The following is an 18,926-nucleotide window of genomic DNA, read 5'->3' as shown; positions in this document are numbered from 1 at the left end:
AGTTGTACATATTAAGATGTAATGATGACGGGTAATGTATGATGGGAGGTCAAAATTCAACCATCTCATGACAATAACATACCATGATTGCACCAAAAAGCAAAAAATTACGATTGTAAGTTATAATAATTTGTTATCAAAGTCCACTGTAAACCTGCTGGCTATGCGTTATATTAAGGTCAATTGCAAGAGATTAAAATTTAATGTATTCACTACACCATTCCATATCCTTTAGGAGGCTATATTAATATGAGAAAAGCATTTATCAGCCCAACCAAATATGTACAAGGCGAAGACGAATTGTTGAACCTGGGGTATTTTGTGAAATCCTTTGGAGAATCTGCCTTGCTGATCGCACATCCGGATGATGTACAGCGTGTCAAAGCAAAGCTTGATGCAACAGCTGAGAAATTCAATATTACATTTGTTGAAAGCGGTTTTAAAGGGGAATGTTCCCGTGAGGAAGTTGCGCGTCTGCAAGCAATCGCGAAGGAAAAAGGATGTGACTCTACCATCGGTCTTGGTGGCGGTAAAGCCATTGATGCAGCCAAATGTGTAGCTGAAGGCGAAGCATTGATCATCTGCCCAACGATCGCGGCAACAGACGCTCCGACAAGTCACTCGGCTGTATTGTACACACCGGAAGGTTCGTTCGATGACTATGCTTACTTTAAACAAAGCCCAAGTGTCGTTCTCGTCGATACAACGGTTATCGCAAACGCACCTACACGTTTCCTCGTATCGGGTATGGGAGATGCGCTCTCTACATACTTCGAAGCAAGAGCAACAGCGAAATCCTATTCCCGTGTAAACGCAAGTTTGCCAATGGGTTCTCGTGAAGGATATACACCATCTGCAGTAGGTACCAATGCGGCACTTGCCTTGGCAAAACTGTGTTATGAAATGCTGCTGACTGACGGTGCCAAAGCCAAGGTAGCAAGTGACAGCAACGTCGTGACCCAAGCGCTGGAAAACATTGTTGAGACGAATATTTTGTTGTCTGGCCTTGGATTTGAAAGTGGCGGTCTGGCTGCAGCACATGCGATCCACAATGGTTTGACTGTTCTGGAGGGAACACATCATTTCTTCCACGGTGAAAAAGTATCCTTCGGTACAATTGCACAACTCGTGCTTGAAAATGCACCAACCGAAGAGCTGCATGAAGTCATGGACTTCTGTCTCGAAGTGGGACTGCCGATCAGCTTGGCGGATATCGGTGTAGATACAATTAGTCAGGAAGAGCTGTTGAAAGTGGCAGAGATCGCTTGTATTCCGGAAGAATCCATTCACGCGATGCCATTCCCAATCACCGTTCCTGAAGTGGCTGCTGCCATTGCTGCGGCTGACCGAATGGGTCGTGAGTACAAAGCAGCACGCCGGGAGGCAAAATAATGAAAAAAATCATTAACCAAGCTGAACATGTTGTTATGGAAATGTGTAACGGGATTGCGCTTGCACACCCGGAGCTTGAATTTCTGAAAAAATATAAAGTCATCAAACGCAGAGAGATTCAGGCCGATAAAGTCAGCCTGATCAGTGGTGGCGGCAGTGGACATGAACCGGCTCACGCTGGTTATGTGGGTAAAGGGATGCTGGATGCAGCGGTATGTGGAGATGTGTTCGCATCTCCTTCCCAAATTCAGGTGTACCAAGCAATCAAGGCAACAGCTAGCAATAAGGGTACACTCCTGATCATCAAGAACTATAGCGGTGACATGATGAACTTCAAGAATGCAGCGCATCTGGCTGAAGAAGATGGCATTGACGTACAGTATGTTCGTGTTGAGGATGACATCGCTGTGCAAGACAGCTTGTACACGGTAGGACGCCGCGGTGTTGCGGGAACTGTACTGGTTCACAAGATTGCCGGAGCAGCAGCCGAAGAAGGCCGCAGCCTGGCAGATGTGAAATTGGTTGCTGAGAAAGCAGCTCAGAATGTTCGCAGTATTGGTTTTGGATTCACATCCTGTACCGTGCCAGCCAAAGGTACGCCTACCTTCGAAATTGCTGAAGACGAGATGGAATTCGGCGTAGGGATTCATGGTGAGCCAGGAATTCGTCGTGAGAAAATCGTATCTGCGGATGAATTGGCAGGACGTATGGTTGAAGCGTTGCTCGCAGACATGAAGCTGGATAAGGATGCATCCGCTGAGATTGCGGTACTCGTGAATGGTTTTGGTGCAACGCCACTGCAAGAACTGTACCTGCTCAACAATTCCGTTCAACGTGAGCTTGCAGGACATGCAGGTCTAAAGGTTGCGACTACGTTTGTAGGCAACTACATGACAAGTATCGATATGGCAGGGGCATCGGTTACGATTCTGAAACTGGATGATGAACTGAAAACGCTGTTGTTCAAGGAAAGTGATACTCCTGCGTTTAAAGTATCCGGTCCTCCAGTGGCACAAGTGGCGTATTCCGAAGCGTTGGAAGCGGTTGTTGGTGAAGACGCTCCCGTATCTTATGAAGTGGAGACGGATGCATCTGCTGCGGTAATCGAAGGCAATCAATTTTCATTGGACAATGTCGTCTATCTGATCGATAAAATGGGTGAGATCATCATCAAGAACGAGGTACCGTTCTGTGAACTGGATTCCCATGCCGGTGATGGCGACTTCGGTATGAGTGTGGCCAAAGGCTTCCGCCAGTTGAAACGCGAATGGAATCACATTGTTAACGAACATAAACAAGACATCGGATCGTTCCTGGATGCATGTTCCTTGGTCATCATGGAATATTGTGGCGGCGCATCCGGCCCAATCTGGGGTTCGGCATTCCGTGCGGCTGGCAAAGCTGTAGGGGATAAACAGCAATTAAATGTTGCTGAATTTGCTGAGATGATGCATGCAGCCGTGCAAGGGATTCAGTCTACTGGAGAGCGTTCCTTCGGACGAGGTGCCGTTGTAGGCGACAAAACCTTGATCGATGCACTCGTTCCATGTGCCGATTCCTGGACACAAAGTGCGGAGTCTGGTGATGACTTCAAAACTGCATTTGCCAAAGGTGCAGCAGCAGCCGTTGAAGGTACGAAGAAAACAGAAGATATCGTGGCACGTATGGGCCGCGCAGGTACTGTCGGCGATCGCAGTCTGGGGTACCCAGATGCTGGCGCGTATGCGCTGGGTGTTATTTTCACAGAGCTGTCCGAGTCGATGAAGTAAAGCTGTCGGCAAACTCGTAACTGTAAAATTATTGTTTATTTTATATTATAATGTCGGTAACTTTATAGTATTTTGTCGGTAATTTTATCTAATGTTGTCGTCAAACTCGTAAAAACTCTAATTATTCAAGGAAAAATATATGATTATGAAGTGTTTTCTCCACAAAGTGCAGCTTTACATAGTGATGCTGCACTTTGTGGTATAATGTCGTTTTTTTATTTTGGGATTTATGGTGCGAAATATATTAAACTATGGCGTGTCTTCAAGCTCAAGCAAGCCACACCATAATGGATGCCAAGGCCAAAAAAGACTTGAACGTACACTCTAATTTATCATAACGAGTCGCTAAACGACGATAATTCTTTACTTTATTAAAGAAGCATTCCACCAAATGGCGCTCTTTGTAGACATCCCGATCATATTTTAGGGTCGTTCGGCGATTTTTCTTTAGGGGAATAACCGGTATGGCCTGTTGTTCCTTCAAAAAGGCCCGAATGGCATTCGTATCATACGCTCGATCGGCTAGGACTTGCTTCCGGGTCAGTATCATGCTTTTAAGGATGTTGAAACCTTGGACGGGGTCATGCGCTTCACCTCCAGTCAAGTCGAAGCACAGTGGATTTCCTAACGCGTCAACTACCGCATGAATTTTCGTGCTTAATCCACCCCGGGAACGTCCGATCGCTTGCTTGCTTTGCCCCCTTTTGCTCCTGATCCATGCTGGTGAACCCGCACAATCGTGGCGTCAATCATCAGGCTTTCCTTGTCAGAATCTAGGGAAACATGCTTTAACACTTCATCCCAAATGCCCGCTTTCTGCCAACGCCGAAAACGGGTGTAGACGGATTTCCAATTAGGGAAATGGTCTGGCAGATCACGCCAAGGGGCACCTGAACGAGCTACCCATAGCATCGCGTTTAACATGATTCGATTGTCCACTGCGGAACGTCCTCCTTGTGGTTTTTGTTCAGATGGAAACAAATCTTGAATTAGCCGCCATTGTCTCTCGTGAATTTCGTATCGTGTATTCATTTAAAATAATTAACCCATCTATTACCATTTAATCAGTTTGAAGACATTCCCTAGTAAGCCCATTTATTGGGTTAATTTTGCTACCCGACTTATTATCGGTGTTCCCGTAGCTATTATCAAAAAATTGATACTTTAATATCTGTAAAAAAGGGGCTAGCCCCTTTGAAAAACCTTCAGTAAGTCCAAAGTGCTCGCAAGGATGGAAGTACGTTAACTAAGATGTCAAAAGAAAAGTTTTATCTCTCTTCAAATGAAAATCTTACAGTCGGAGACGCCGTTCTAATGCTACTTTACAGCGATGGCACAAGTGGCTACAAGAGGTTAAGTACCAAGTGTTGACACTATGTCAACACTTGGTATGATTAATTCGATGAAGTCCGTCCGGGGCAACCGTAACAATTATATTTTTATCCGTTCGGAGCAGAGACCCCTTTCAATTATCGAAAGGGATAAAATGTATTAACTTAAAACTAATGCCCCATGGTGGGCCTCAACCCTTCGCCTTTGGCGAAGGGTTTTTAATTTTTATCAGTAATCTCCGGAAGTAACCAAACCTTATATTACTAATGGGACAAAGTACTTCCTATGTATGACATTTGCCGCGATCCGAACGGCTTCTTCAGTTAAGACATCCATAACAAATTTACTTTCTCATAATTCCAAAAAAAATGATCACAAGGACAAAGTCATCATTACGTTTGAGCCACCTTTATTAAAAAGCTGCAGTGGTCGAGGGATAAGAACGCACACTCCAACTTGAACTCACTATTTTTAGCGACTTTTTTATGACAGTGCTAACATTGGGGAAACATTTACGAATCTTCTTCAGTGGACTATCGCACTTTTATCGTTAACAAAATATTGACAACCCTTATATAACACTTATATAATAATATCAAATCGAGTTAATCATTTTGACAATTATAAATTCAAGGAGGATTATTGAAATGTCTAATGTTATTAAGAAACCCAAGACAAACAGACTCTGGCGCTACATGAATATGGAGCGTTTTGAGAGCTTAATCAAAACGGGAGGCTTGTATTTTGCTAAACCAAGCGAGTTTGAAGATGATAATGAAGGAATGTTAAGTCTGGAATGGCAAAAGATCACTGCATATTTTGATGAAGGAATTGAAGCGCATGAAAGGTTTGTTTCTAGGTTTCCTGAACTCGCTGCTCCTCCGTATGTATCTCTGGAGGATTATATGAATTATTTCTTAAACGGACGTGAAGGTTTCGGAGTTAGCTGTTGGCATGCTAATAAAACTCAATCGTTAGCCATGTGGGATCTTTACGTAGGTAAGGGTGAAGAGGGGATTGCAATTACGACAACATTCGATAAGTTGCGTTATGCTTTATCGTCATACGATGCAAATCTTACAATCGGAGCAGTGGATTACAGTGATTTAATGGAACATAGTGAGTTGTCTTTTCTACTAAATGAAAGGCCAAAGAAAAAAAATCAATATAATGTGGAAGCTTCGATGAAGCCTCTGAATAGTTTATTCCTTAAGGATTACTTGTATGAACATGAGAAAGAAGTCAGAGCAGTTATCGAGTTAGACCCTGAATATGGTGGGAATCAAAATTTTAAAATCGATTTAAGCAAGCTCATAGATAAGATTATTATTTCTCCGTATTCCAGTGAAGAATTTGTAGAAAAAATCAAAGTAATTCTGGAAGAGAATAATTTGAGTTCCGATCTGATTTATTTTCAGAGAATACTTCAGAAAAGAAAGAATATTAGATTTGAGAGAGATGGGAAATACATCTTCCGTAAGAGAGATAAATAATACAAACGCTGTTCTTCCTATACTGATTCAGATTAGCTGTAATGGACTCACACAAGAGTTAGGGGGGATGATGTCCAACGACTTGTATACATACCTAAAGGATCGTGGAGAAGATCCGATTCTAGATACATCGTGTTTTACGAATTCATATGTGTACGATATTTATAAAAATTGGGCTTACAAACATCTGAAGTCAGCCAATGAACCTGAAGCATTGGTTCGAAGTCATGATCACGAATTTGAATTTGTTTATATCAACAACCCATATATAAATGCATTCGCCTTTATATATGGGAAAACGGATGTAATAGGTTTGAATATTGGGACAGTACATCAATTAGAAACATACTTTGTTAAAGCATTGAATACAGGAATTTTTGAATGGGTGGTTGAAAAGAAGCAAAGACATATATTGTTAGATTTGCTGATGTTTATGGCAATTGAGTTTATTATTCTTCATGAATTAGGTCACCTTTATCACGGCCACTTAGAATTTGACTCTTGTTCTAGACCATTTAGAAAAATGATAGAAAGAAATGTGGACTACGAGAAACACTTAGAAAGCAGAACACTAGAGATGGATGCGGATGCTTATGCTACATCACGCTCATTTGGAAAATTCTTGTCCGTTGATCTTGATCAGAATCTTCCAATAATGCGGAGTGCTAATGACTTACTTAGGTTTTGGATATTCGCTACAAATTCATTCTTTTATTTGTTTGAGGAAGAAGCTGTTGATTTTCAAAATATTCACCAAGAAAATTATTATCCTAGAGCTTTAAGACAAGCGGTTAATATTGATATTTCAACAATTGTCGTTAAACAAACTAAACCGGAATTTGCGAAATGTTATGAGGAGATTCTTCGTGAAATGTTTCCTCTTTGCGAGAAGGTTTACCAGGAAGTAGGAACTCATAATCCATCTTTTAATCGTGTTGAAGAGCTAATTTCTTTAGTTGATACACGACGGATTGCATATATGGAAGAGGTGAATCTTTATTATCGCGAAGTATTGTATGATAAATTATTAAAATATACACGCAATAAATTGTATAAAAAGCTTTAGCTAAACTTGCTGGCATTGAGTTTGTAAATAGCTCAGTGTACAAAGTTGAAGCTGATGTAGTAATTAATTTTGGTTGAAGGTAGGTAAGATGAGTTTCATTATCTATCTCAACTGTCCAAATTTTATTAGGGTGGTAATAAAATGTATTTTGAATCTATGTTTCAACAGACGATAATTCAAAGCTTATTATACGAGAGACGTAAAAAAATAGACAAGATAGCTTGCTCAAATAATATTCAAATTAAAGATTTCGACACTCTAACTACCATTATTAATTCCATTCCATTAGATGATTCAAAGTTAATAAGAAAGTTAGAGCAAACAGAGCTCAATATCTCTGCGATTTTAGACGGAACAATTAGAGGCTTTAGTAATGATGATGTAAATATTGTTGAAAAAATTAATGAACGTTTTAAATTTAGGAAGGAGCAGTTTTCTGATTTTAAAGAGGATAGGCTGAAAAGAGAGTTAGATCTAAAAGATGAATTTTCTAGCAATCATGACTTAGCAAGGAAAATAATTAGACATTTAAATAGTGATGACGAGGATTATGTGGCACGATACAAAGCATATATAAATTTTCATTATGATGTTGAAGAACCTCTTGCGGGAATTACATTAAGGAAGTGGGAGAATCAACTTACAAAACCCAATAAGTATCAACAAGGATGTAAGTTTAAATTTCTTGTACATGCTATAGGTACAAATGCTGAAACTGCTCTTCGTAATGCGAAGAGTAATCCTATCATTTCTACAAGTCTAATTACAGACGAAGTTCAAGGGACTTATAGAAATTCAAAATTTGGGTTTGTTTATCAGCCTAATTTAAAGAATGTATTGCTTATTAGTAGCACTGATTGCTATGCAGATTTTCTTTCTTTCGGTCAAAGTATCAGCCCTGAATTTTTCTCGCTTACGTCAATACCGCTAGGGCCGGATACATATTTACATTATAGCGCTATTAAAACATGCAAAACTATGCATATTGAAGAAATTGAGAACAATTCAAAAAAAACACAAAAACGCGGTATTGAGGATGTCAAAGGAACTGACGCATATAACGAAATTGTGCTACTTAATGATCCTTATACTAATCCCATTGCAGTATTTCTATTAGAAACAGAAGATACAAGCGAATGGTCGGTAGGTCAGGCAAAAGATCTAGCAACAAGATTAAACCTACCTTTACTAAGAATTTAATCATTGGCATGATTGTACGCCGAAGCAGTTTTAGAAGGTAAGCTTCCAATGTTTCCAGAGGAAGTAATTTAGTAACAGAATAATAATTCGTTCGTGATATTCCGCTGAATGACGTTGATCATGTATCCGTAATTGGTGTGTTTCATGGTGGAGGAACTATGTTCAAGGCTACCCTAACGTAGAAGCGATAGCTCAATAATATAAAGGAAGCAGTCGACCAACATAATCGGCTGCTTTTGTTCAATTAACGGCAGTTTAGTTCCATTAATGGTAAGTAGTCGGTATGATATTAGAGCATTATATAGGTTGCTTGAGGGGGATAAACATAATGAAGCTTTTTGAGGTTGCCTTGTATCTTTACAACGGTTATAGGGATATTGTCTTAGTGACGGCAGAAAATAAAGAATCAGCAGAATGAATAATTAAAGAACAATACGACGAATCAAAAGCCTAAAGTTACTACGAAGCAGAAGAAGTTTCAAGTGTAGATGGGTATAAGATTATACTTACTAAGTTAGTTCATGATAAAAATTGACCCTTCAATATACTACAATGTTCAACTAACTATGTTAGACAGATCGATGAATCAAGGAAGGCGGAAGGAGATTAATAGATGGGCTAAAATGGAGCGGATTAAATGACGATAATTCAGTTGTAAACCCTAAAAAAATATAGAGAAGGTGCCTTTTTTTGAAACATGCATATGTTTTATTCGCTTTCGTAATCGTTTTATTACTTTGCAGCCTCAATCCCAGCAATGTTTCTGCCAACCAGTTTTCGAGTTTACCCGAGCCGGATTGGACATTTTCTGTTCCTGAAGAACACACTTACATGTGGTATAGTAACGTTAGAATCACAGATAAAACGTTCAGTTATCTTAGCATGGATGATCAGATGTATATTCTTAACAAAAAGACAGGCAAGCTAATGTCTAAAACCAGCTATACAGAGGGAACCAACATTAGCTTCAGCTTCTTCGGTACATACGCGCAAGTTGATCAAAATGGAACAGTGTATATTCTCACACCAATTAAAAATGCATCTGGTGTTGTAAAACAGCGTTTGAGTGCTTATCACCCGGACGGACATGTGCTGTGGAATAAGTATTTTAATGAGAAGATCCGCTCTTTATCTGGAGTTTCATTGATGCCAGATGGTAACCTGTTTATATACCTAGAGACAGCCTCTGATCGTGTTGTAAGTTACCGGTATAGCCCTAAGGGTAAACTATTGGGAAAAAAAAGTTGGAACGCATCAATTCTTTATGGTTTTGTGAATGGTTATCTGGAAACCGTTAATAGGACAAGCAAAACTTCAAGTCGTTTCACTTATTATGATTTTAATTTTAAAAAGCAATTTCAATATAATTTTGATTTCACAGAAGGGGAATTTGATGGGCTAGGCCCCGACGGTTATGTATATTTAGAAAAGAAGCTCGGTAATAACGTTAGAAGTTTTACGGCAAAGACAAAGGAAGGCAAAGTAGTATGGACCAAAAAAATAAGTAACTTCAGATACCGAGAAGATCTGAAGAGTTCAGGTAAAGAAGTGTTCTCATTTGGATTCACAGGAATTCTGACTAATGGAAACTTTATATTCATCGACCGTAAGGGTGTCATGCAGACAGTGAGGGCTTCTGCAGAGATTTATCAGACAGCTTCAGATGGGACTGTGATGTTGGTCGAGAAATCTCAAGTATCTATCTATCAGGCAAGAAATTCAGCTTCAACCAAGTTGAAATTGCTACATACAATGAATACATCTGAAATCAACGGAAATACGTCCTCGTTTGTATATGAGGGTGGGGGTATCGTCTATTACATGAACGACAGCAACCAGATTATCCGATATGATTTGAACAAATCGCCTGGACTAAAGTGAAGCAGTAGAACGATAACTCAACAAAACCAATAAAGCAGCTGACCAACGTGATCAGCTGCTTTATTGAACTAACGGGCAGGATAGTGTAGCGACTTAGCTAAACTTAACAATATGTATATTGGAAAAGCTCGTATAAGAAGATATATTTGACTAAAGGCAATATACCCTATATTAACGTGTTTTCTAGCGATACCTAGCTCCTTCTTTCATTCTATACACCACACCACCGGGTAAAGATGTACGAGAAGTTAAAAATAGAGATTGCTTGTCGCTACAAGAATCGGGTATAATTCTATTGGAGTGGTTATTCCCTAGAGCAATCAAGGATTTGACTGTGAACAGCATTTAATCTACATGTACCTTATTGAACCACTTATACTTTTGAGAATCTACTTATACCTTGAGAATCCACATATACCTTTGAGAATCTACATATACCTTGAGAAACCACATATACCTTGAGAATCCACATATACCTTTGAGAATCTACATATACCTTGAGAAACCACATATACCTTGAGAATCCACATATACCTTTGAGAATCCACATATACCTTGAGAAACCACATTTACCTTGAGAATCCACATATACCTTTGAGAATCTACATATACCTTGAGAATCCACATATACCTTTGAGAATCTACATATACCTTGAGAATCCACATATACCTATTGAAATCTACATGTACATTATTGAATTCATTTATATCTTGCGTACCTAAATCCTTTAAGTAAGTAGATCTTTGCTGATTCTAGACATGATTCTTGTTTCCTCCAGATGCCACTCCAATAAACCATTGGAGGAAAACACATGAAAAATCACATGAAAAATATTTATCGGACATTCAAATATCGGGCTAGTAAGCCCATTTATTGGGTTAAAGCCGCTACCCAACTTATTATTGGTGTTCTCGTAGCTATTATTAAAAAATTGATTCTTGAATATCTGTAAAAAAGGTGCTAGGACCCTTTTTGTTGAAAAACTTCAATAAGTCCAAAGTGCTCGCATGCATGGATGGATGTACGTTACTAAGGTGTCAAAAGAAAAGTTTTATCTCCATACAATGAAAATCTTACAGTCGGAGACGCTGTTCTACTGCCGCTTTACAGCGATGGCACAAGGGCTACAACAGGTTAAGTACCAAAGTTGACATTATATCAACACGTGGTATGATCAATTCAATGAAGTTCCCGTTCGGATCAGAGCCCCCTTTCGATTTTTGAGAGGGGTTTTACAGTATATAAAGGAAAATACATTTTATTTAAAATCGGTTAAAATAAAAAGTGGGAAATGTCTCATAAAACGTGATTGGGTAGATAATCTCGGTAGCTACTTATAATAGTGATAACAAATAATTCGCTGGATCTCTCCTGGCGGATTTAAACTTGATTATATGGATGCGCTGATAATGTTCTTGAGGGGATGAGCGCTGGATAAATTGTCGCGGGACAAGAACATAACGGTTGAAAAATCCAGGAATAGTGTACTACCTTGGCAAATGTTCCTTTTGATCATTAAGCTATTGATAGTTATTTTTCCTTATGTATTAATGTAAGAGTAAGATGGTACCTTTATATCAAGGAGTAATATGGTGTTGAAGAAAAGGGCAATGTATCAAAAATTCACGGGAATTCTTGGCGTTTCAATTTTTATGCTCATCGCGGCAATATTTATATCACCCAGGGTTGCGCTAGCAGCAGTAAGCGAGCCAACATATCAAGAGTGGGACAAGGCGCAGGAACATGTGGGATTGAGCCATCTGTGGTTCACTGACCGAGCAGATAATGGGCTCATCCCGGTTCGTCAAAACTGGAAGTGGGGATTCATCAATTACCAGGGCAAGTTTGTGATTAAACCGCAGTTTCAATTAGCTAGAGATGCATTCTACCAGGTGTAGCAGTCGTAAATAGAAATCAGTTAATTAATAGTAAGGGCAAAATGGTATTTCAGGACAAAAGCATTGAATATATCGGTGGGTTTGACAATGGGCTGGCGATCGCGAAGAAAAATGGGAAGATTGGCTACCTAAATACCAAAGGGAAATTCGTTATCTCTCCTACATACAATCAAGCAGCATTGGTGAAAAAGAACGGTAAGTGGGCACTCATCAATACCAAAGGGAAACTGCTTACAGCGTTTAACATCGAAGACATGGATTATGGGACACACTATCGTAAATCAGGGCTATTCCCCGTAAAAATAAATGGACTGTGGGGGAGTATGAATTACAAGGGGCAGTTAGTGGTACCCGCGGAGTTCCAAAATAAGATCGAATTTAGAGGGAATGCACTAGAGTGGGGACTCCACCGTGATGCGTACAGTGTCATTGTTCGGCAAGATGGTTTGATTATTCCTTTAGAAAAACAATATTTGAGCTTAGGTGAGCCACAGAATGGACTTTGGAAAATCCAAGGGAGTGGCGAAGGAATCGTTGATGTATCCGGACAAATAATTGTTGAACCTCAAGATGATCAAAAGGTTATTCTCTCAGAAGACGGAAGTTATGCTGTGAGATACATGAAATATCAAAGTGCTGGTTGGACATTTTATAAAATGGATCAAACGCTACTATTCGAGTCCAATTATACAGATATTCAAGCATTTTCAGAGGACCTGGCTGCTGTGAAACTTAATCAAAAATGGGGCTATGTTTCGAAGCGGGGAGACATTAAAATATCCGCTCAGTACGAAGAGGCCAACCTGTTCCAGATGGGAAGTGCCGTCATTCGCCAGAGTGGCAAGTATGGGTTGATTGGAACTCGTGGTGAGGTCATTTTGCCTGCCAAATACGATGAAATGGTTCCACTTATCGAGCGGACCAATTACATGAATAACCGTATTGACAAAATGACAACAAAGAATCCCCTATACCGGGTAAAGCTGAAGAAAAACTATGGGATCGTGGATAGTCGGGGGGAAATCGTGATGGATGTGAAATACGAAGTTCTTAATATCGAACGTACCGACTATTATCACGATATTGATCCGATCACAACGATTCGATATGCATTAAAAGCCAAGGATGGTGCGATTACCACATCAATCAATATCGAGACGGGCAAACGGATATTCCCAAAATATGAATTCGTAAACTACCTTGGTGACGGAATGTACAGTGGGATTCCGCTAGGGAACAATAATAAGTTTGTTATTTTCAATGAAAAAGGAAAAGAAGTATTCCGCTCAGGTATTGATGGATGAAACGACTTGGTATACCTTCCCGTTCGAGAAAGTTTACAACGATATATACACGATTTACAAAACGGGGATCGAAAAGGCTCATTCTCAGTATTTAGCCGTACAATGTGATATTCGGAAAACACGAATGTAAGAATCCGGTCACAACGAGATATTACGATCAACATGCCAAAGTCGAATCTGAACATATTCTCTGTCCAGCGTTTGGAACGATAGGCCCGAAGGTAGCACAACTACCACATCTGTGCTTTCCGAAATGAATGCGCATGGTAGTCGATATAGCCCGTTCCAGATTAAACTGCCTTTCCTGGAACATACAATGCAAGATGGTACCGTACTCCGATTCGTTCAGGGGCAGGGTGTCGTCGAAAGAACACGCTCCGGAAGTGGCTGGGAGATCATTAACTAATTTTCCGAATCTAACATAAGTGTAGGTAACGACCACCTTCCAATATTGGAAGGTGGTCGTTTTTGTCCTAACCGCTGTTATTTTTGGGCTTGCCGAGGCATTTACACAGGGCGTCAAAGAACCGACGAAGTTGGAATTTGGAGGTCAGGATCTGGACAATTCGTCTGATACAATATCGTCACGGGGTACTTCCAGGTCCGTACTGGTTGGAAGATAACACCTCGCCCACGGGTGCTAACGTTTATGGATGTCATAGACATGCTTGGCGCTTGGGTAGGTGCCTTGCCTTTACCTATCTCGCGAATCTGTTGGATCGCTGTTAGAACAGGTCCAGACACGTATGACGATCCGGTCTTTCTGTTCGATGAGTTTTTCGTAAGCATTCATGTTAGGGGTCATTTTTCACCTCCTGAGAGCTGGATTGGATTTAGTAGCTCTCGGATTTATTTTTTTTCGAACAACAAGAAATATAAAGACGTAAAATAAACTTGGGCTAGTCATTTAGATTAAATAGGTGTTAATATTAAGGGAATTTAATTTGTTCAGTTCTTTATTTTATAAAATAAGGAGAAAAGACTATGCCGATGTTTTTCATAAGCCACTCCTCAAAGGATGCACCTATAATAAGAAACCTTATGGATTTACTTCAAGGCCAATTTGACCTTTCGCGAAGTGATTTCTTTTTGTCTTCTGACGAAGAACTAACCTATGGAGGCGATTGGTTAGAGCAGATTAGAAAAGGTGTAGAGGATTCTAAAATAATTTTGCCAATCATAACTCCTAACTACCTAAAAAGCCAATTTTGTTTATGTGAACTTGGAGCCTCGTGGGTAAACAAGCAAGCCATAATACCGATAGTATTACCACCATTGAGTTATATGGCACTCAATGAAACTCCCTATCGCACTAACTTGCAAACTATTACTCTTTCTAATGTTGATGATTTAAGCAAAGTGGCCCAAGCTATTGTTGAACGTGGTTTAAAGGCGCCCAATATGGTTCGATTTGGAACTAGAGCTAAAGAATTTTACGAGGAGAAGCTAACACCGTTTATTGAAGAACTGAAAAAAATTAAGCCACTTGCAGAAGCTGATTTTGACGCATTGAAAAAAGAGCTTAACACCTACCAGGAAGCTTACTCAGAGGTGGAAGCAGAAGTAGAGAAGCTGAAAAAGCAGAATGAAAAACTAAGGCAAATGAAGGATGCTGCAGAAATTAAAGAAATGGATAATGCTGAAATGAGCGAGTGGGATACATTCATGGAAAAAGTAGAGGCAGTAAAAAATCAACTTCGTCCTCTACCGGCATTAGTGGTTAGTATCTTATTTAATGCTCGTCGTCCAAGCGTTGGTGGTTTTACTAGCCGTGAAGATAGGCCAGAGCTGAACGCTTACGAGAGCGATGGCTACATTAAATGGGAAGATGGATGGGAACCCGATTATGAACATCCTAGAATTTCTAGCGCAGACGATGCGTTAGACAAATTAGCAGCTTTTATTAGAGAGATAGGACCTGATATCGAAGAAAGATTTGCAACAGAGTACGAATTTGTACGTATGAATTTGAACTATCGACCATTCTGGGAGAAGGTATTAGAGCAAAAGATACAAACTTCTACATAAATTGCTGTAGAGTCTGTTTTTTATACAGACTCTTTTTTTCTTTCCCGTTGCCGAAACACCCGTCGAGGGGAACCCTATCACAAATCATTCATCTAAAGGGAAATTAGAGCTGGTTAGCAACCAGCGGTGGTGAATATGGCAGTTGAAATTGATGGTTATTTACAGATTACACTTATTATCGGCAAGACATGTTCTATATTCGAATTAAGGAAAAGGGTTGAAATAGCCAGAACCCATTGTACTAACATAGCGGATTATAGAGGTGTTTTTTGTAGAATGTTTTCACTATGAGTGATAGCCCTTACAGTATGGGGAGGGGTAATGCCAGATTTCGCCATTGATATTGATACTGACCATATTTACGTATCGTGATATTGAACTAATGGGAAACGTTAGTTGAACTTCGCTCAGCTGTGAATACGAAAACCGGATTCTTGTAGAGTAAGGGGAGACCGGTTCTTTTATCGCATGTGGGTTTGAACACGGTGAAATTGAAAGGGAAACATTTTAAAGCTGCTATTCAGGAGAATGCTACAGTTCGCCAAGGGGAATTGTTACTCGAATTTGATATTGATGTCATTGAAGCAGCTGGATACCAAGTAGTTGTACCTATGATAATTACAAATTCAAGTAAATATCGCGTCATCATTCTGCTGAAATTCGGTCAAGTTGAGGTAGGTAACTCAGTTGTTAATGTAGAACGGTAATGATCGAATTGTTCTGACTTATGCGAGTACCGAGTCGACGTAGTCGGTACTCATCTGTTCAGGAAGGTTATACTGGACAAGACAATCAATCAATGTGGTCATAAACACCATAAGTGGTTGGAATGTTAGTCACCCTTAACTAAACTATGAATAAATATGAAACTTTTCTGAAAAAAACCAGGCTTCAAATCCGTTAATCTGTAAGTTGTAGACTAACGAATTGGATTTTTGATGCGATAATAGTTTGAGGATACAACATTAGTTTATTGAAGAATTCAATGGTTCAAATATTTTTTTGAGTTAATTATCAAATCTTTAGAACTACTTAAACACACTGAGATATGTTTAAAATATAATTTATTAGCTCAAGGCTATTATCTAATCTTTGAGAGCGGTTTTTTTGCTGAGTGTGATACAATTAAGGGGGGATTTGTTAAATGAGTATCGATTTCATACATAGAAAATAATCAATAAGATATATCGCGTCGCCGCGTAGCTGAAGGTATTACTAATGGAATAGATTTAATTTAAAATATTGAGATAATGTCTTAGCGGAGGTTTAGATGATAAGAAATTCGGAAGATGTACTTTTGACTGAAATAAAGCAGTTGATCATGAGTAAACGCGAAGACGAATATTGGGATTTTAAGCAAGCACATCATTCGAATACAGCAGACTTATTACATGACGTTATCTGTATGGCTAACAACAAGGCTGATCGCGATGCTTATATTATCTTTGGTGTAATGGATCAAACTGGAGAAATTATAGGTGTTGAGCACGATGAACAGCGTAGAAATCAACAAGAACTCATTAATCAATTGAAAAGCAAAAAGTTTGCAGGTGGTGTAAGACCGAGAGTTGAAATACGTACTTTGTTCATTGATAAACATGAGATAGATGTTCTGATTATATTGAATACAATGGAGACGCCGTATTACCTTACTGAAAGTTATGAAGATAAGAAAACAAAGAGATGTGTTAGGGCTAATCACATTTATACAAGGGTAGGGGATACAAATACGGATATTGATAAGAGTGCTGATATCAACGATATCGAGTACTTGTGGAAGAAGAGATTCGGCCTTCACCTGTCCCCCTATGAGAAGCTAATGTACAAATTGAAATCTAAGGAGACATGGGTGGGGAAAGAACAAAATTTTTACAATAGGGACAATCCTGAGTTTACGTTGTCTGTAGTTACCGGTGAGAATGAATTGGATAATGCCCCCGAGTTTTATGCGTACACCATGACAAATCGTTCAGTTTCATATGGATTAATTACAGCTAATTACTACGGTACTACTCTTAATAGTAAAGAGATCGTTTATTTAGATGGAGCGAGATATGTGACGACGACTCCTGAATGGGGATTTATTGACTTTGATAAATACCATCAAGAGAGCATTTCTTATAGATACTTTATTAACCAAGATATTAACCATCTACTACATCAATTTTTGTTTAAAGAGGATCAACATGAGGCATGCATAGCCAGAAGAAGATTTCTAGAGGTGATTTTAATCTATTCTGATGAAAATGAAAGAATCCAATTTGAAAAATATGTTTCAAGTAATAAAAAGGTCTTATTTCAATATTTAAATTTAGATATCAACGATGATGTTTTCAATGAGACTAGAACAGAAGATGTTGATTCAAAGAGAATTGAAATATCGAAAGTGCTGAAACGTATGCTGGAAGAGTACCGTGACTATAAAAAACAAAGGGGAAGTTTCAATTGAAGAAAGTATTAGCTACAATATTGATTTTGAGTATTATGTTTGTTCTATTCATACCTATTAACGCAGTATCAGCCAAACCGCATACTGTAAACACGAAGACCCATATGTACAAGGGTCAAGAATATGTCCAAATCACCGATGGAAATCAACAAGTAAAAGATAAAATCAATAAGATATTAAAGGGTCATGCTGTAAAAGCATCCCAAGAAAACGTAGAATTAAAGAAACAGCAAAATTACTTTTACAGACAAACTACATCTGAGACGAAATATAATAATAATCAACGATTATCCATTGTATTCAAAGATTATTATTACAAGGGTGGAGTACATGGATATGAAGAAGCGACTACATACAATTTTGATTTAAAAACCGGATCACAGCTTTTTTTAAACAATATCGCTAAGACGAACAAACAAAGTGTTAACCTTTTCGATGGTGTTGAGTCGGGGTTAAGGGTTAAGAAGGAAGTGTTCGACGATAAGATTAGGAACTTTCCTCTAAGTAAAAAGTCTAGTTTTTATTATTACAATGATGGGATTGTCATAATCTTTGACCCGTATCAAGTAGGCCCTTATGTAGCTGGGTTTATAGAAGTAAAAGTACCCTATACAAAAATCCAGTCCAACAATACCATGCCATTTTTAGATTTAACAAAAGACTCGGTTAAATATCTAAAGCAAGGAAAATTACCTGGGTTCAAAGAAATAAGCTTTGGAAAAACCATAAAACAAGTATCTGAGGCACTGAATAGCAAAGTGAGAGAATCCTATTATGAGAGTGGAGGACTATTTTGGATTTTTGAAGGATGGGACTATGCTTCATTCAATTTCAGTGAAGAATCTGGGCGACTAGCCTATGTATATTTAAGTTCTAGAGCTTTTCCTATGAAAGGGTTCGATGATATCGAGAAGATCTTGGGCAAAGGCACAAGGTTTGAAAGTACAGAGTATGAAGGAGAATTTGTCCTAATGTATCAATTTGATAATGTATATCTTGAATTCACATCTGAATCTCCTAAAGTGTCCGTTAATGCAATTAAGATTTCAAAAAGATAAATTGGTTTAAGCTGATTTGCTATGTAGAGTGAGCTTTATTGAAATAGAGGATATA

The 18,926-nt window shown here is 38.9% G+C and carries 13 protein-coding genes; 12 read left to right on the top strand and 1 reads right to left on the bottom strand.

All coding sequences use genetic code 11. The features are described from left to right. The first annotated feature begins 249 nt into the window (after positions 1 to 249). Together ACX9NY_RS18995 and dhaK are read left to right on the top strand one after the other, a co-directional pair. Positions 250 to 1,392 carry a glycerol dehydrogenase gene (locus ACX9NY_RS18995; RefSeq protein WP_278296700.1) on the top strand — a complete coding sequence of 381 codons (1,143 nt, stop codon included), beginning with the start codon at positions 250 to 252 and terminating at the stop codon, positions 1,390 to 1,392. Beyond that, positions 1,392 to 3,161 carry a dihydroxyacetone kinase subunit DhaK gene (gene dhaK, locus ACX9NY_RS18990; RefSeq protein ID WP_472474422.1) on the top strand — a complete coding sequence of 590 codons (1,770 nt, stop codon included), beginning with the start codon at positions 1,392 to 1,394 and terminating at the stop codon, positions 3,159 to 3,161. Before ACX9NY_RS18995 ends, dhaK begins: the two co-directional genes overlap by 1 nt. A 268-nt stretch (positions 3,162 to 3,429) precedes the next feature. Here the strand turns inward: dhaK and ACX9NY_RS18985 are convergent. Further along, a protein-coding gene (locus ACX9NY_RS18985; protein ID WP_472474420.1) for an IS5 family transposase occupies positions 3,430 to 4,193 on the bottom strand; the annotation gives its coding sequence in 2 pieces (ribosomal slippage) (positions 3,430 to 3,857 and positions 3,857 to 4,193; 765 coding nt in all). 947 nt (positions 4,194 to 5,140) lie between these two features. Between ACX9NY_RS18985 and ACX9NY_RS18980 the strand changes: the two genes are divergently transcribed. From ACX9NY_RS18980 to ACX9NY_RS18935, 10 genes are all read left to right on the top strand, one after another. Then, entirely contained in the window at positions 5,141 to 5,986 is an 846-nt protein-coding gene (locus tag ACX9NY_RS18980) for a DUF2971 domain-containing protein (protein WP_472474418.1), read from the top strand. Positions 5,987 to 6,053: 67 nt separating this feature from the next. Next, a complete protein-coding gene (locus ACX9NY_RS18975; protein WP_472474416.1) occupies positions 6,054 to 7,052 on the top strand; it encodes a M48 family metalloprotease in 999 nt (332 codons plus the stop codon). Between the two features lie 141 nt (positions 7,053 to 7,193). Beyond that, entirely contained in the window at positions 7,194 to 8,252 is a 1,059-nt protein-coding gene (locus ACX9NY_RS18970; RefSeq protein WP_472474414.1) for a hypothetical protein, read from the top strand. A 690-nt stretch (positions 8,253 to 8,942) separates the two neighbouring features. Continuing rightward, complete coding sequence (locus ACX9NY_RS18965) at positions 8,943 to 10,133, top strand: hypothetical protein (protein ID WP_472474412.1); 1,191 nt, start codon at positions 8,943 to 8,945, stop codon at positions 10,131 to 10,133. Between the two features lie 1,596 nt (positions 10,134 to 11,729). Further along, positions 11,730 to 12,032 carry a WG repeat-containing protein gene (locus ACX9NY_RS18960; RefSeq protein WP_472474410.1) on the top strand — a complete coding sequence of 101 codons (303 nt, stop codon included), beginning with the start codon at positions 11,730 to 11,732 and terminating at the stop codon, positions 12,030 to 12,032. 41 nt (positions 12,033 to 12,073) lie between these two features. Beyond that, positions 12,074 to 13,336: a WG repeat-containing protein gene (locus ACX9NY_RS18955; RefSeq protein ID WP_472474408.1), complete on the top strand. Its 1,263-nt coding sequence runs from the start codon at positions 12,074 to 12,076 to the stop codon at positions 13,334 to 13,336. Between the two features lie 984 nt (positions 13,337 to 14,320). Beyond that, positions 14,321 to 15,364, top strand: a complete 1,044-nt coding sequence (locus ACX9NY_RS18950) for a toll/interleukin-1 receptor domain-containing protein (RefSeq protein WP_472474406.1) — start codon at positions 14,321 to 14,323, stop codon at positions 15,362 to 15,364. A gap of 470 nt (positions 15,365 to 15,834) precedes the next feature. Then, positions 15,835 to 16,071 carry a PTS sugar transporter subunit IIA gene (locus ACX9NY_RS18945; protein WP_472474404.1) on the top strand — a complete coding sequence of 79 codons (237 nt, stop codon included), beginning with the start codon at positions 15,835 to 15,837 and terminating at the stop codon, positions 16,069 to 16,071. Between the two features lie 563 nt (positions 16,072 to 16,634). Continuing rightward, the gene (locus tag ACX9NY_RS18940; protein WP_472474402.1) at positions 16,635 to 17,813 is read left to right on the top strand and encodes an ATP-binding protein; all 1,179 of its coding nucleotides are present in this window, start codon (positions 16,635 to 16,637) and stop codon (positions 17,811 to 17,813) included. Further along, positions 17,810 to 18,871: a DUF3298 and DUF4163 domain-containing protein gene (locus ACX9NY_RS18935; protein WP_472474400.1), complete on the top strand. Its 1,062-nt coding sequence runs from the start codon at positions 17,810 to 17,812 to the stop codon at positions 18,869 to 18,871. Before ACX9NY_RS18940 ends, ACX9NY_RS18935 begins: the two co-directional genes overlap by 4 nt. Positions 18,872 to 18,926 lie beyond the last annotated feature (55 nt).

The sequence above is a fragment of the Paenibacillus sp. CB74 genome, assembly GCF_055687625.1.
Note: the sequence above shows the minus strand (reverse complement) of the source record. Positions and strands in the feature narration are given on the sequence as shown.